The 14,305-nt window shown below is 62.0% G+C and carries 14 protein-coding genes; 7 read left to right on the top strand and 7 right to left on the bottom strand.

Annotated elements, in window-relative coordinates; translation table 11 throughout:
* Window positions 1-687, top strand: coding sequence for a response regulator (locus tag ACTHLA_RS09380; protein ID WP_440187838.1), 687 nt, complete (start codon window positions 1-3; stop codon window positions 685-687).
* Window positions 688-794: 107 nt separating this feature from the next.
* Here ACTHLA_RS09380 and ACTHLA_RS09375 read toward each other — a convergent pair whose 3' ends face one another.
* The gene (locus ACTHLA_RS09375) at window positions 795-1,154 is read right to left on the bottom strand and encodes a hypothetical protein (RefSeq protein WP_440187835.1); all 360 of its coding nucleotides are present in this window, start codon (window positions 1,152-1,154) and stop codon (window positions 795-797) included.
* A 75-nt stretch (window positions 1,155-1,229) separates the two neighbouring features.
* A complete protein-coding gene (locus tag ACTHLA_RS09370) occupies window positions 1,230-1,775 on the bottom strand; it encodes a hypothetical protein (RefSeq protein WP_440187832.1) in 546 nt (181 codons plus the stop codon).
* Between the two features lie 162 nt (window positions 1,776-1,937).
* Here ACTHLA_RS09370 and ACTHLA_RS09365 point away from each other — a divergent pair, with 162 nt between their 5' ends.
* Genes ACTHLA_RS09365 through ACTHLA_RS09345 form a run of 5 tightly spaced genes read left to right on the top strand, consistent with a single transcriptional unit; the run spans window position 1,938 to window position 6,950 of the window.
* Complete coding sequence (locus tag ACTHLA_RS09365) at window positions 1,938-2,414, top strand: TlpA disulfide reductase family protein (protein WP_440187829.1); 477 nt, start codon at window positions 1,938-1,940, stop codon at window positions 2,412-2,414.
* Complete coding sequence (locus tag ACTHLA_RS09360) at window positions 2,404-2,640, top strand: DUF4266 domain-containing protein (protein ID WP_440187826.1); 237 nt, start codon at window positions 2,404-2,406, stop codon at window positions 2,638-2,640. The genes ACTHLA_RS09365 and ACTHLA_RS09360 overlap by 11 nt, the downstream gene beginning before the upstream one ends.
* Window positions 2,631-4,025 carry a DUF3570 domain-containing protein gene (locus ACTHLA_RS09355; protein WP_440187823.1) on the top strand — a complete coding sequence of 465 codons (1,395 nt, stop codon included), beginning with the start codon at window positions 2,631-2,633 and terminating at the stop codon, window positions 4,023-4,025. Before ACTHLA_RS09360 ends, ACTHLA_RS09355 begins: the two co-directional genes overlap by 10 nt.
* Window positions 4,000-4,920 (top strand): FAD:protein FMN transferase, encoded by a 921-nt coding sequence (locus ACTHLA_RS09350; protein ID WP_440187820.1) that lies wholly within the window; start codon window positions 4,000-4,002, stop codon window positions 4,918-4,920. Before ACTHLA_RS09355 ends, ACTHLA_RS09350 begins: the two co-directional genes overlap by 26 nt.
* Window positions 4,905-6,950, top strand: a complete 2,046-nt coding sequence (locus tag ACTHLA_RS09345) for a thioredoxin family protein (RefSeq protein ID WP_440187817.1) — start codon at window positions 4,905-4,907, stop codon at window positions 6,948-6,950. Before ACTHLA_RS09350 ends, ACTHLA_RS09345 begins: the two co-directional genes overlap by 16 nt.
* Window positions 6,951-7,108: 158 nt before the next feature.
* Here ACTHLA_RS09345 and ACTHLA_RS09340 read toward each other — a convergent pair whose 3' ends face one another.
* The 4 genes from ACTHLA_RS09340 to ACTHLA_RS09325 all read right to left on the bottom strand — a co-directional run bounded on the left by ACTHLA_RS09340 (window position 7,109) and on the right by ACTHLA_RS09325 (window position 11,503).
* Window positions 7,109-7,300 (bottom strand): hypothetical protein, encoded by a 192-nt coding sequence (locus tag ACTHLA_RS09340; RefSeq protein WP_440187814.1) that lies wholly within the window; start codon window positions 7,298-7,300, stop codon window positions 7,109-7,111.
* 202 nt (window positions 7,301-7,502) lie between these two features.
* On the bottom strand, window positions 7,503-9,842 hold the full coding sequence (locus tag ACTHLA_RS09335) for a TonB-dependent receptor (protein WP_440187811.1): 2,340 nt from the start codon (window positions 9,840-9,842) through the stop codon (window positions 7,503-7,505).
* 13 nt (window positions 9,843-9,855) lie between these two features.
* Window positions 9,856-10,848, bottom strand: coding sequence for a FecR family protein (locus ACTHLA_RS09330; protein ID WP_440187808.1), 993 nt, complete (start codon window positions 10,846-10,848; stop codon window positions 9,856-9,858).
* 130 nt (window positions 10,849-10,978) lie between these two features.
* Window positions 10,979-11,503: an RNA polymerase sigma factor gene (locus ACTHLA_RS09325; protein ID WP_440187805.1), complete on the bottom strand. Its 525-nt coding sequence runs from the start codon at window positions 11,501-11,503 to the stop codon at window positions 10,979-10,981.
* Between the two features lie 213 nt (window positions 11,504-11,716).
* Here ACTHLA_RS09325 and ACTHLA_RS09320 point away from each other — a divergent pair, with 213 nt between their 5' ends.
* On the top strand, window positions 11,717-12,046 hold the full coding sequence (locus ACTHLA_RS09320; protein WP_440187802.1) for a hypothetical protein: 330 nt from the start codon (window positions 11,717-11,719) through the stop codon (window positions 12,044-12,046).
* 105 nt (window positions 12,047-12,151) lie between these two features.
* Here ACTHLA_RS09320 and ACTHLA_RS09315 read toward each other — a convergent pair whose 3' ends face one another.
* Complete coding sequence (locus ACTHLA_RS09315) at window positions 12,152-13,675, bottom strand: ArnT family glycosyltransferase (RefSeq protein WP_440187799.1); 1,524 nt, start codon at window positions 13,673-13,675, stop codon at window positions 12,152-12,154.
* Window positions 13,676-14,305 lie beyond the last annotated feature (630 nt).

The raw sequence follows: 14,305 nt of genomic DNA, 5'->3' as shown, positions 1-14,305 counted from the left end.
ATGAACGAACCTGTGATCCTGTGCATCGAGGACGATGCGGATATCCGCCGCTTTCTGAGGTCCACCCTGACCGCCAACGGCATGCAGACGCTGGAGGCGGCGAACGGCAAGGAAGGGCTGCAACTGGCCTCCAGCCGCAGCCCGGACGTGATTTTGCTTGATCTCGGCTTGCCGGATATGGACGGCATGGACATCATCCGGCAGGTGCGCGACTGGGGCGCGACTCCGATCGTCGTTCTGTCGGCGCGCGACCGCGAACGCGACAAGGTCGCGGCGCTCGAACAGGGGGCGGACGATTACCTGACCAAGCCGTTTTCCGCCGCCGAGCTGATCGCGCGGCTGCGCGTGGCGCTGCGCCACACCGGACGCCGGGTCAGCGACGCCGAATTCGTCTTCGACCGGGGCGGCCTCTTTATCGACAACGCAGCGCGCAGGGTGACGCTGGACGGCGCCGAGGTGCGTCTGACGCCGATCGAATATAAGCTGCTGCTGACCCTGGCGCGACACGCTGACAAGGTGCTGCCGCATTCCACCCTACTGGCCGAGGTATGGGGCCGCCACGGACAGGACACCCAGACCTATCTGCGCATCCACACCCAGCACCTGCGCGAAAAGCTGAAAGACGACCCACTCAATCCCAGATTCATCGTCACCGAGCCGGGCATTGGCTACAGACTCAAGGGGTGAGCCTTATCGGGTGTGACTTTGGCCCGCTTTGCACAATCGTCGAAAACGTATGATCTTTCTTGGTCAATTGCCCGACATATCTCTTACGGCGCAAACTCGTCACGAGGTCAGGCGACGAGGCGCTCCACGTTCGCCTTTACGCTTTCTGACGATGAGGCCACCGAACTGAAGGCGCCTGTGATGCGCGTGAGGCTCTCCTCGATTTCATGCCCCGTCGAGACCGCAGCTTGCATATTGGCGGATATCTCACCGGTCACGGCGTGTTGCTCCTCGATGGCGACATAGCTGACGCTGTCCAGAACATGCGTCATGGAGCCTGAGATCAGGGACAGGGCCTCTGCAACCTCGGTGCTAACCGCCTGGATCTTGGCGATTTCCTCGGCGATGGTCTTGGTCGAGGTTGTCGGCGATAAATTCGCCCACTGCGAGCGTCTCCCAGAAGCGTTTATAGTCCTCTGAAGCGACATAGGCGGGATCACAGAACGTCTGATTGATGGCATATTCAAATTCTCGCCTAAATCGTTCTGCTCATTTCTTAGGCTTCACCCATAGCGACCCAGGACTTCGCGACGCAATTGCGGCTGTGAGGTGCGGGGACTCAGGCAGATGCCGAAAAAGGCGTCTGTGAAAACAGTATCGGCGACATGGCCGATCGGTTGCGTCCCAAGATAAAAGTGGGCGCCGCCTCTTTCGTCGCGCACGCCGGTCAGCACGTCGCCTTTCGTCACATCGGGTAAGATGCTCTCAAGCGACTGGCCCCATTGCATGAGGCGCGGATCGCCGCCAAAGCCGATATGGCGCATTTCATCAAGAACGTGTCCGACCAGTTTGTGGCCTTCGAGCGAACGCAGAAAGGTGACCCGAAGCGCATAGGGTGCATCGGCCCGCCATCTGGCGTCCGGCGCAAAGAGGGCGACATCGAGGATTGGCGTCATGAAGATCGTCAACCGCCCCTTACCGACCTGCTCTGGTTGCGGCACGATGCTGAGGGGTGAAGCACGGGCAAAGGCGGGCGCAAAGGCAGCCGCCAGCCCGGCCATGAGAAAATGACGGCGATGATGGTGAACGGTCATGGTTGTGTCTTCCATGATGAACGAGCTTCCCCTTCTGCTCCTTCCGACACCGCAGGCGTTCGTCGCCCGTAACGAAAATTAGCCGTAACAAAAATTATCAGAATATTTACCGCCGCGGTTACGGTTTGCGGCCGCGTCCGGTGTCCATCCCCTGAACCCGCTTGTCAGGGAGACATCATGGTTTTGAAATTTCGCTTCCCCCGGCTATCCATCTGGACCGGGCTCGCTGCTGGCGCGATCGTGTTTGGCGGCGCCTTCCCGGCCATGGCCGCGCCCGCGCTTGATCTGTCCGCCTACAAGGGCAAGGTCGTCTATCTCGACTTCTGGGCTTCCTGGTGCCACCCGTGCGAGCAGTCCTTCCCTTATATGGAGGATCTCAAAGCGCGCTACGGCAAGGATGGGCTTGTTATCGTCGCGGTCAATGTCGATCACAGCCGCGACCGCGCCGACGCCTTCCTGCGCCGCGTCGGCAGTGATCTTGACGTCGTCTATGACAGCGACGGCAAGCTGGCCCAGCGCTTCAAGGTCAGCGACATGCCGACCAGCCTGCTGATCGGCCGCGACGGTCGCGTGCGCTTCACCCACAAGGGTTTCCACCCCGAACAGGCTGACGCCTATAACGACCAGTTGTCGGAGCTTCTCGATGAAAAATGATCTGATGCGGCGCGCAGGCCTCGCCGTCATCGCGGGCGGCTGCCTTTTACTTGGGGGCTGCGCCTCACTGGGCGCCAAACCCTGGGACCGCGACCTGATGGCGCGGCGCTCGATGCAACCGGTCACCCATCCGCTGATTGCGGGCGCGGACGACCATATCTACTTTTCCAAGGAAGGCGCTTCGGGCGGTCGCACCTTTGACGGCGGAGGCTGCGGATGCAACTGAATCCACGTAAGAAACGCCTGACGGCGGCCCTCGGGCTGATGACGGCCAATCTGTTCGCCGGCGCCCTGTGCGCCCATCCCGCTCAGGCGCAGGACAGCCAGAACGCCAGCCAGAACATCAATGACGACACCTCGACCGACGCCAATCTGACGCGCGTGGATTCGGCCATCCTGTTCTATCAGGAGGCGAACGGTCGCGTGAAGGCCATCGAGCCGGTGACCAGCGTCACGTTCAATGACGACAGCGGCGACAGCCTGCATGTCAAGCTGACCGCCGACACCCTGACCGGCGCCACGCCCAATGGCGCCGCGCCCTGGACCGCCGCCCAGACCTTCGTCACGCCGTCGAAAACGCAAGGGCAACAGACCACGGTCACCAGCGCGTCGGGCAACAGCCAGCTCGTCACCATTCCCGGCACCGACGTCACGGCGCGGCAATATACGACGCCCGCCAATACGCTGCCCGTCGATTCCGGCTTTCGCGATCAACGCTATGCCATCGACCTGGGCTATACCGGCACGCTCGATAATGGCGACCGGTTAAGCCTTGGCGGCGCCTATTCCACCGAGCATGATTATAATTCCATGTCGGCCAATATCGGCTATGCGCGCGATTTCAACGACAAGAACACCACCGTCTCGGCGGGCCTGAACTTCGAGCATGACACCTCCAAGCCCTATTTCGGCACGCCGAGGCCCTTCACCGAGATGAGCGGCGTCAGCAAGGGCGGCAACCGCACCAAGAACGTGGTCGATTTCGTCGGCGGCGTGACCCAGGTGATGAACCGCTACTGGCTGGCCCAGATCAACTATTCGCTGGGCGATACATCCGGCTATCAGACCGATCCCTATCGCGTTATTTCGGTTGTGGACGGGGTGAGCGGCGCGCCGGTGAAGTATCTCTATGAAAGCCGCCCCGGCTCGCGTATCCGCCAGAGCCTCTATCTTGGCAACAAGATCGCTTTGTGGGGAACCGTCGCCGACGTGTCGGCGCGGCTTTATCACGATAGCTGGGGGATCAACGCCGAGACGTTGGAGGTCGCCGAGCGCATACCGCTGACCAGCTTCCTCTATGTCGAACCCAGCTACCGCTACTATCATCAGACCAAGGCCAACTTCTTCCATGACTATCTGATCGATGGCCAGGCGCTACCGAATTATGCCTCATCCGACAGCAGACTTGGGACGTTCAACGCCAACACCGTCGCTCTGAAGGTCGGCATGCGCGTGCTTGGCAATGACGAGCTCTATCTGCGCGCGGCCAGCTATCAGCAGAGCGGAACCTCGCACCCTGCCTCGGCTATCGGCGATCTGAAGACGGAGAACCTGTTCACCGGCATCAAGGCGACAAGTGTGATCCTTGGCTACAGCTTCGCCTTCTACTGAGATGGAGGTCGCGACGCGTCCGCTTGAGCGACTGGAGGACGGCTTTGTCTATCGCTTCGCCGCCATGCATTCGCCCTGCGAGCTGCGCATTGAAACGGACGATTCCCGACTGGCCGAAAACGCCGGTCGGGCGGTCGAATTGGAGGCGCTGCGTATCGAGCGCACCTATAGCCGCTATCGCGACGACAGCGTGATCGGCTGCATCAACGCCAGCGCGGGCAGGCCGGTCAGGGTCGATAACGAGACCCGAGCCCTGATTGACTTCGCCGATCGCGCCTGGCGATTGAGCGGTGGCCGGTTTGACATCACCTCCGGCGTTCTGCGCCGGATATGGCGCTTCGACGGCTCGGACAATGTGCCGACGCGCGATCAGATCATCGCCATGCGATCGAGGATCGGCTGGGGCAAGGCGCGCTGGACAGATGGCGAGATCGCCTTGGCGGAGAGGCAGGAGATTGATTTTGGCGGCTTCGGCAAGGAGTATGCGGTTGATTGCGCCATCAACGCCCTGCGCCGCATGACGCGGGCCGCCTGCCTGGTCAATTTCGGCGGCGACCTGCGCGTCACCGGCCCCAGATCGGACGGCCAGCGCTGGCGCGTCGGCATTGAGGACGCGACCCAGCCCGGCGATATGGCCGGGCGGCTGGAAATCCTCGACGGCGCCCTGACCACCAGCGGCGATGCGCGCCGTTTTCTGCTGAAAAACGGCGTGCGCTATTCGCACATACTCGTTCCGCGCACCGCCATGCCGGTCAAGGATCCGCCGCGTTCCGTCACTGTGGCGGCCCCGACCTGTATTGAGGCGGGCTTTATCTCGACCCTGGCCATGTTGCACGGCCGCAAGGCCGAAAAATTTCTCAAACAGGAAGGCATACGCGCGTGGTGCGTTCGTTGATCCGTTTCGGGCTTCTGGCCCTGGCCATGCTGGCCGCCCCCATAGCCGCTCCCGCCGCCGTGCGCGCCGGGCATATGACGGCGACGCTGCAACCGGTGGCGGGCAAGGTCGCGCCCGGAGGCGAAGCCCTGCTGGCCCTGACTCTGACGCCTGACGCGTTCTGGCATACCTACTGGCTCAATCCCGGAGACACCGGCCTGCCGACGGACATTAGCTTGTCCAGCGGCGCCGCCATGCTGGGCGACGCCTTATGGCCCGCGCCGCAGAAGCTCGTCTATGACGGCGTGGTCACCTATGGTTATGATCGCGCCGCGACCGTCTATGTCGAACTGCGCGCAGACAAGAGCCTGAAATCGGGCGCGCGCCTGCCTCTGGCGCTGCATGTCGATTCACTCGTCTGTCGCGACGCCTGCGAGCCGGTCAGCTTTGACCTGAAAACCAGCCTTGACGTATCCGCCGATGCGCCGACGTCAGTCGCACCGCCCGCCGGGCTTCCCATTCAGATCACCGCCCCTGCGGCCTATGCTGTGTCGAATGGCGTGCTTTCGGTCGATTTCGCCCTGCCGGGAGACGCGGCGCTGCGGCAGGCGTTTCTTCACCCAAAAGGCGCCTATGTCTTTAGCGAGGACGCCGACCTGATCGCCGCCGCCGCGCCGCAAAGTCTGACCGAGACCGCGGACGGTTTTCGCGTCAGCCTGCCCTCGGCCCATGTCGGCGCCCTGCCGACAAGCACGGCCCTTGTGATACGGTTTGCGGACGGACAATCGGCGCGGGTGATCGCCCGCGCAGGCGCTCTGTCCGCCAACGCCTCCACGCCGACCGCGCAATCCGCACAGCGCGACGGCGTCGGTTTTGCGGTCGCCCTGGCCTTTCTCGGCGGCCTGATCCTGAACCTGATGCCGTGCGTCTTTCCGGTCCTGTCGATGAAGCTTCTGGCCCTGACGCGGGCAGGCCACGATCACAGGCTGGCGCGGCGTGAAGCGCTTGTCTATGGACTGGGGGCCGTGCTGAGTTTCGTCGCCCTGGCGCTCATGCTCGACGTGGCGCGCGGGCTTGGCGCCATGGTGGGGTGGGGTTTTCAGCTTCAGTCGCCCTTCGTCACCGCCGGTCTCAGCCTTTTGATGTTCATGGTGGGTCTGAACCTGTCCGGTCTGTTCGAAATCGGCGGCTCGCTGCAATCGGCGGCGGGCGCTCAGGACGTCGGGCGCCATCCGTATCTGGCCGCCTTCATGACCGGCGTTCTGGCCGTCGTGGTCGCCGCGCCGTGCAGCGCGCCCTTCATGGCGACCGCAACCGGCGTCGCCCTGCTTCGTGGCGGCTTTGTTTCGCTGGCCATCTTCTCCGCTCTTGGCCTTGGCTTCGCCGCGCCGTTCGTTGCGATGACCTACGCCCTTACCTGGTCGCCCGCCCTGGCCAGGCTCATGCCAAGACCCGGCGTCTGGATGGACCGCCTGCGTCAGGTGCTCGCCATTCCGATGTATCTGGCCGCCGTGTGGATGGGCTGGGTGTTCTGGCAGCAGGCGGGAGTCACAGGGCTTGGCCTGCTGATCCTTGGCATGGCACTGATCGCGGGCGCGGTCGTCCTGCGACGCCTGCCGCGGAGTCTGCGCGCCGCCGCCAGCGTCGCGGGTCTCGCCTTCGCCGCCGGTTCGGCCATGCAGACCCCCGCCGCCAGCGTGACGCAGCCGCATCATGATGTCGTCACCTTCGCGCCGGATCAACTCGCCGCCCTGCGCGCCCAGGGTCAGCCGGTTCTGGTTGATATGACCGCCGCATGGTGCCTGACCTGCAAGGTCAATGAGCGCATCGCCCTGTCGGACGCGCGCGTGCAGGCGTCACTGAAGGCGCAGCACATCGTCTATATGGTCGGGGACTGGACGCATCGCGACGCGCAGATTACGCGCTATCTGACATCCTTCGGGCGGTCGGGCGTGCCGCTCTACGTCTATTATGCGCCGGGCAAGGCGCCGCAGGTTCTGCCCCAGCTTCTGACGCCGGGCCTCGTGCTGAAAGCTATCAAAGGCGCTTAGAGCGTTTTCCGGTCTGATTGCATCAGATCGGCGCTCTAAGTTTTTATTTGGTCACACTTTTTGATCCGAAAAGTGCGGCACACTTTTCGGAAAGTGCTCTAAACCAATCGAGGGGTCAGGCCTCCCTCGACCGGGTACGCTTTACGCTACAAACTCAATCAGGCCTTCTGGCTGGCCATAAGCGCCTGCGCCTGCGGCGACAGGGTGACGTTGGTCGCGGGGCCGCGCGAAGATTCAGCGGCTTCGGAGGCCTTGGATTGGCCCGCGTCGTTGTCGCCGTCGTGATCGGGATCGACCCGGCCGACAGATGTCGTGGCGCTGCTGGGGCTATAGGCGCTGATGGATGTCATTTCATGTATCCTTCTCGGTAAATTCTTTACCCTGATGCGAGTGGGCCATGGCCCTTGCGGCAGGTTTTCCACCGCATGAGGACTCTCGCGCCGCTAGCTTAATAAGGCTTTAAATTACAAACTGTTAGAGCCATATCAGCTTCACATTAAAGTGCAGACTACGAGGTCTGGCTGCGGGCGGTGTCATGGGTTTGAGACAGGCTTAGAATCCGCGCGTCAGGCTGATCCAAAGGGTCTGAGGGCGCGGCGGCGTGGTCTGCGAGGCGACGCCCAGACTGAACGGATTGCCGTAGGCGAAACTATTGGCGTCCGCCCCCAGCGCATTGTCCAGCTTCAAGCTGTAACGCAGATTGTCCCGCTCCAGACTGGCGCTGATGTTCAACACCGCATAGCCGCCCATCTCTATGCTCTGCAAGGGGCCAAAATTAAGATGCGAGCGTCCGCGCCAGCTTATCTCGCCCCCTGAGCGCCACGTCCAGTCGCCCAGTTGACGTTGCCAGTCCGCGGACAGACCCAGACTCTGACGCGCTATATAGGGCAGGCCGGAATCTTCACGGGTGACATAGTTTGGATTCGGACGCGTCACCTGCGGATCGTTCATCAGCCCCGCCGCCTTCAAGGTCAGATCAGGCAGCGGCGTCCATACCGCTTCGAGTTCCAGGCCGGTATTGACGCCATTGCCGATATTCACCGTTACGGGCAAACCGTCCGCTTGCAACTGATCGCTTTGCAGATCGCGCCAGTACGCCTTGAATATGGCGGCGTCCACGCGCAAATTCAGCGAAGGCCAGCGCAGCTTGGCGCCCGCTTCATAGGAATTCAGCTCATCGCCGGCATAACGCGCCGGAATGGCTGCCGTGCCATAGAGGTGCGTGGTGTTAAAGCCGCCGCTGCGATAGCCTTCGCCCGACTGAAGATAGAAGGTCGCCAGATCGTCGGGCCGATAGCGAAGGGTGACCTGATGCGATAACCGCGAGGACACGGCGTGATCGACCATATGTTCGTTCTGATCGCCGCTCGTGGTCGCGGTTTCCAGTCGGCTGTCGATATCATGACGGGTTTGGGTCTGGCGCAGGCCCAACGAGGCGCTCCAGCGCGGCGTCAGATCGTAACTGATCTCGCCGAACCCCGCCAACGTGGTGATCCGGTCATGGCGGCGTTCGCTATAGACCGACTCCTGCGTTGCAGCGTCCGACAGGCGCGGCGTCAGACGTTCGGCGCTTTGCGCGGAAAAAAGGCCTGCGAGCCAACGCAGGCGCTGGTCCGAAGGCGAGACCAGTGAAAGCTCGCGCGTGGTCAGTTCGACCGCCTGCGCTTGATCGTAAACCAGGCCGGTCACATCCGGCAGGCCGTAGGTCCCGGCCAGATTTCTGGCGTCGTAACGGCTGTCGAGCTGATGATGCAGGTGGTTGAGCGTAAGTTTCACGGTCCCGAAACGGGTGCGCCCCTGCAAGGCCAGGGCGCCTTGCGAGAAATCATTATCATGAGGCTCGCGCACCGCTAGGGCGCGCGTATACGGACCAAGGGCGCCGGACACATACTGGCTGTCCTTGGCGTTGATATGCTGCGACGCCTGGCTGGCGGTCAGCGACCAGTCGTCATTAAGGCGCCAGATCGCAGAAACGCGCGCGCCGAAACGCTGGACGCCATTGATATGCTTTGCGCCGGTCAGAGCGTCGGTAATGTAGCCCCCGGCCTGATCGGTATAGCCGACCAGACGCACGCCGAACCGGTCTTTAAACAGCGGAACATTCACCACGCCTTCGACGCGGCTTGAAGTGTCCGCGCGATCGCTGAGGCCCAGTTCGCCGGTGATCTCGCCGCTATAGCGGGTTAGATCGGGCGTTCGCGTCACCAGCCGCACCACGCCGGAAATGGAGCCTTCGCCATAGAGCGCGCCCTGCGGACCTTTCAGCACCTCGACGCGCGCCATGTCCACAAGCAGGAGATCGGGGTCAGGCGCATTATAGGTGATGGGCGCGTCGTCAAGATAAAGCCCGACGCTCGACTGCGTGCGTCCGGTGAATACGCCGTCGGACAGGCCGCGCAGCAGGATCTTGTCGCGCCCGGCGCCCAGATTGGTCAGGGTCAGTCCTGCCACCTGCGACGCAGCGTCGGCCAGATCGCCGCCAGAGCGCGCCAGCGTATCGCCGTCCACCACGCTAATGGCGGATGCTGCGGTCGCGGCATTCTGCAAACGCCGGTTGGCTGTGACCATGACCTCGACGGGCGCATCTGGCTCAGGCGGCTTGGGCCGCGGCAGGCGAAGAACGAGACGCGGCTTGAGCTTCAGGACGAAGACCATGGCTTCCGGCGTATCGAAACGACAATGGCTGCCCGCCAGCAGGCGGCGCATCGCCATATCCGCGCGCGCGGCGCGCACAAGGCGAGGTCTGGCCTGGCATTGCGCCGGATCGACGCCGCCGACGCTGGCGCCGGTCTGGCGCGCCAGATCAATGATCGCCTGGGACAGAGGTTCGGCGGGTATGACGATCTGCTGCGTCTGGGCTGCGGCGGGCGCGGCAAGGATCAAGGCCAGCAAGCCGGAACAGGCCTTAAGGTCGTTCTTCCGCTTTCTGGCGCAGAATGATGGCCTTGTCGGTTTCCGTGGCCTCGACCGGCAGGAAGTCTTGCAGGTGGCGGACAACCGAGGCCTCCGAATCGAGCGTGAGCACAGCCGTGACATTCATCTTGCCGGTTTTGGCGTCAACCACAATCGGTTTGTCGAAATAGCGGTTGAGGTCGCTGACCACATAGGCCAGAGATTGATTGCGGTAAACCGCCTGACCGCGTTCCCAGGCGAACGCCTGGCTCAACATGACCCTGGAACGCTCTGCACGGCCGCTTGCCTCGTCGATAACGGCCTGGTCTCCGGCATGCAGGACGCTTTTCGGATCAGGGGTTTGCGTTGTCGCGCCTTTCGACAGCATGGCCACGGCGCCGCTCTTCACCGTCACCGTCACTGCGCCATCATGCCGCAGCACATCGAACACAGTGCCGACGTCGCGCAGCACCTGCTCGCCCGCCGTAACGCTGAAAGGCCGGTTTTCGTCATGCACGACATTGAGCGCCAGTTCGCCCTTGTCGAGCACGATGTCACGCGCCTTGCGCGTCAGGCGCACCGAAATGCGCGTATCGCTGTTCAGGTGCAGTCGGGTGCCGTCTGCAAGGGCGATTTCCTGGGTCTGGCCTGTTGCGGTCTCATAGACAGTGGGCCTGTTCGACAGCCACGGATTGACCAGCAGAACCACGGCGGCAAGACCTGCCGCGACCGCACCGCCCGCCGCCCACCACAGACGCGGCATCGCAGGCTTGCGCACGGCTCGATGCGCGGCGAGGTTGACGACCTCGGCCGGCGCCGCCACTTCAGCCTCTGCGACCATGAGCGCGCGCTCGGCCGCGTCAAAGGCCGCGACATGCGCCGGATCGGCCTCCAGCCAGGCCGTCAGGGCCAGAATATCCTCATCGGACATATCCGAGGCATGCGCGCGCACGACCCAGGCTATGGCCTGATCCTGCAGCATGGGTGTTTCGGAAAGATTCGACATCGGTTTCTGGAGCTTCGGTCCGGGTTGGTGTTGTGCGTCAGCTAAGAAGACACCGCGCTTGCAACGGCATCGTACAGGCTGACGTCATTTTCTGCGAAATATTTGCAAGCTGACGTCAAAAATGTGGCTGTCAGGGGCCCGGTCCGTCACGCGCCAAAGCCATCAGTGATTTCAACGCAGCGCACAGATGCTTTTCGACGGTGCTTTTCGATACGCCGAGTTTTTGCGCGACCTGCGCCTGGTTAAGACCTTCAAACCTGTGCAGGCGGAAAATGTCGCGGGTGCGCTCCGGCAGGGCGGCGACGCCCTGCATGACCCGTTCAAGCCGCTGACGCGCCGCCAGACGCGTCTCGGCGTCCGGTTCATCGACCACGACCTCATCGCCAATCGCCTGACGCGTCGCTTCATGCCACTGACCGTTGCGGCGGCTTTCACGCCCTTCGCCGCGCATACGGTTCAACCAGATATTGTTGGCCGCGCGAAAAAGAAAAGCCGAAGGGTTGTCGATCTGCGTATTATCCGTGCGTCCGGCGATCTTCAGGTAAAGTTCCTGCACGATGTCCTCGGCCACGCTGGCGTCGCGCGTACGCGCCGTGAAATAGCGCACCAGCATGGTGCGTTTTTCCAGATAGGCGCTGAGCAGGGGCGACGTCATGACGTGTGGACAAAACCGCTAAAATCACATGTGTAAGCCTTATCGCATTACCGGCGATTCAGGTCAAAATGTGGCTTCGGCGTCACTCTGCAAAAAAAGCGCTTTTCAGATTTATGAGTTTACGTTGCGCGCGGTGTCATCTCATCAGGGCCGCAGAATATGGACTCTTGTTCCCTTTATATTTGAACAAACTCAGCCACTTTCGAGGACATTATGAGCATACCTGTTTCCGGGCCGGGAGGCGTCTCCTCCAGTTGGGCCATGACCGGCGCCAGCGCGCCCATGCCGCCCGCCAAGCGCATGTCGGATCTGTTTAGCAAGATCGACAGCCAGGGCGGTGGCGCCATCACCAAACCGCAACTGGCGACCGCCTTCCAAACCCTGAATCCTCCCGCCAACTTCAAAGCCTACGGCCTCGACAAGACCTGGCAGGCGCTTGATCCTGGCCATTCCGGCAGCGTGGCGAAGGACAGCTTCGTCTCGACCATGACCGGACTGATGAGTTCTCTGCGCGGTTATGCCGCTTCGCAAAACGGGAAATAGGGCTCAAAGGCGGTTCAGCCACACACCTGCCGCCCAAGAGAGAAGACGCCGACGTTCAGGCGCGTCGGCGTCTTCTTTATCCTGTGAAGCCTTTACCGTGGCGACCTAACGTGATGCAACGGGCGCAATCACCAGATCGAAAGCCGTGTGACCGGCATGGTCCTGCGGCACACGTCTCATAGGTCCAGTGAGGCGATACTGCTTCAAGAGTTCCTTGAGGTCAGGCCGTTCGCCTTGCATGACGGCTTCGACAAATGTGCCGCCTGACTGGTTCAGCCCCTGATTCATGAAGCGGAACTGATGCGCGTCCCCCAGAACGCGGATGGGACGTTGCTCTCCCAGCGCAAGACCAGCCTGCCCAGCGCTGACCCAATCCGGCGTCACCACAAAGCCTGTTGCCGGAACGGCGGCGTGCAACTCGCTCCACGGCAGGTTCTGCCAGCCAAGATCGTCGCGGTGCAGGGGGGCGGGCAGCCGCGACGTCAGGTCGAACTGCGCCTGCAGGGCGAGCACCAGCGTGGCGCTCACCACTATGCCCGCGGCCAGCGCCAGGCGTTGCTTATGCCCAGTCCGCACAGTCTGCGCCCGCCAGTGGCCCAGCATCGGCAGCGCGAACAAAAAGCCGCTCATGGTCCAGTGCGGCAGCGAATGGCGTCCAGTCAAGGCAATCAGATCGAAAACCGCGATCGGCACGATCGCCAGCACGGCCAGGATAAAGTCGGGCGCATCGCGTTCGCCCCGGAGGCCGGCAAGGATGCGCTTCTGCGCCACGAACCAGGTGACCGGCATCAGATAGGCGGCCTGACCTATCAGTACGGCGGCAAAATTGTTCAGATGACCCAGAAGCGGCGTGTGATGATAGGCGCGCGCCGTCTGAAAGCTGAAGGACGCCCAGTCGTGCGTCGCATTCCATATGACGACTGGCAGGGCGCCTGCAAAGGCCAGGGCAAGACCGATCCAAAGGCCTGGCCGGGCAAACTGGCGTCGTCCCTGTGGCGTCAGGATCAGGGCGATCAGGGCCGCTGCGGCGAAGAGGACGGCGTGATACTTGCTCATCATCGCCAAACCCAGCGCCATGCCGGCGCCCGGCCAGCTCAAGGCATGCTCACGGTTCATGAACAGCACCGGCTGGATAAGCCAGAAACACAGCAGCAAAAAGAAGTCGAGCGGCCCGTCTGGCATGATCAGACCCTGAGCGAAGCTGAAAAAGAAGGGCGAGAAGCAGAAGGCCGCACACGCCCAACGCGCCGCGCGCGTTCCGTAGAAGCGCCGCGTAATGTCAAACAATAAAATCGCCGACCCGGTTCCCATCAGAACGAACGGAAGGCGCGTGATGAACGGGGACTCGCTGCCGGTCAGGTCGGCCATGAATCGCGCCATGGCAAAGGCCAGAGGCGGGTGATCGTAGTAGGACAGCGCATGGCTGCGCGAGACGACGACGGCATAGGCCTCATCCGCCGTCAAAGGCACAACGGCGGCAAGGAACAGGTGCAGCAGGAAGGACAGGGACAGGAGCCAGACAATGGCCTCGCCCCGGCTCAGGGCTTTGACATAGGCATGGGGGCGCAGGGCGGCGAGGAGACAGAAGTCCTCGCCCCTCCGCGCGGGCGCGGCAGGTGAAAATGACATGCAGGGTCTCGGTTATCGACAAGCCGCAAGTGAGGCGCGGCTATCTGTCTGACACCGTCATCACGGATGCGTCGTAAAAGTTCGACCTTGCTCCACTCTTAGGTGCGTCCGATCGAAAAATTACACAATGTCCCCTATCGGGCTTAACAGGTTTCAGTTTGTCGCATGGCCGCTACGTCCAGAAGGGGAAGTCGGCCTGAGTTTAGGGTATCGGATGCTTGTCAAGCGCTGGCGTTTGCCCACTGCGAAGGCAGGCGTCGGATAAGATATCTAGGCTACCGCGCTACGCATAGAGGATCGTTTACCACCTTTTGAGGAACATGGACACGAGGATTGGGTTCCCCGTGATGGCACAGATAGTTCAACACAACCATCTGTTTTCATTGTTGAAAATGGACATTTCGAAGGCGGAAAATGGCGCAAACTGATGGCGCAGCGCACAGGGATGCTTGCTGAATGAGCACTTAACAGACTGTATTGTATGGATTATTTGAAGTTTTGGTGCCCCCGGTCGGAGGGGATGGCTCTGTTTCGCTGATGGCCAGTTCGAGTCCTTCATAGCTCGTTTCAGCACGACTGATATTATTGGCCTTTTCCCGGCCGATGGCGAAGTTCATTTCGAGTCCCCCG

The sequence above is a fragment of the Asticcacaulis sp. genome (assembly GCF_051956075.1).
GTDB lineage: Bacteria > Pseudomonadota > Alphaproteobacteria > Caulobacterales > Caulobacteraceae > Asticcacaulis.
This window is presented reverse-complemented; position numbering and strand designations above follow the sequence as displayed.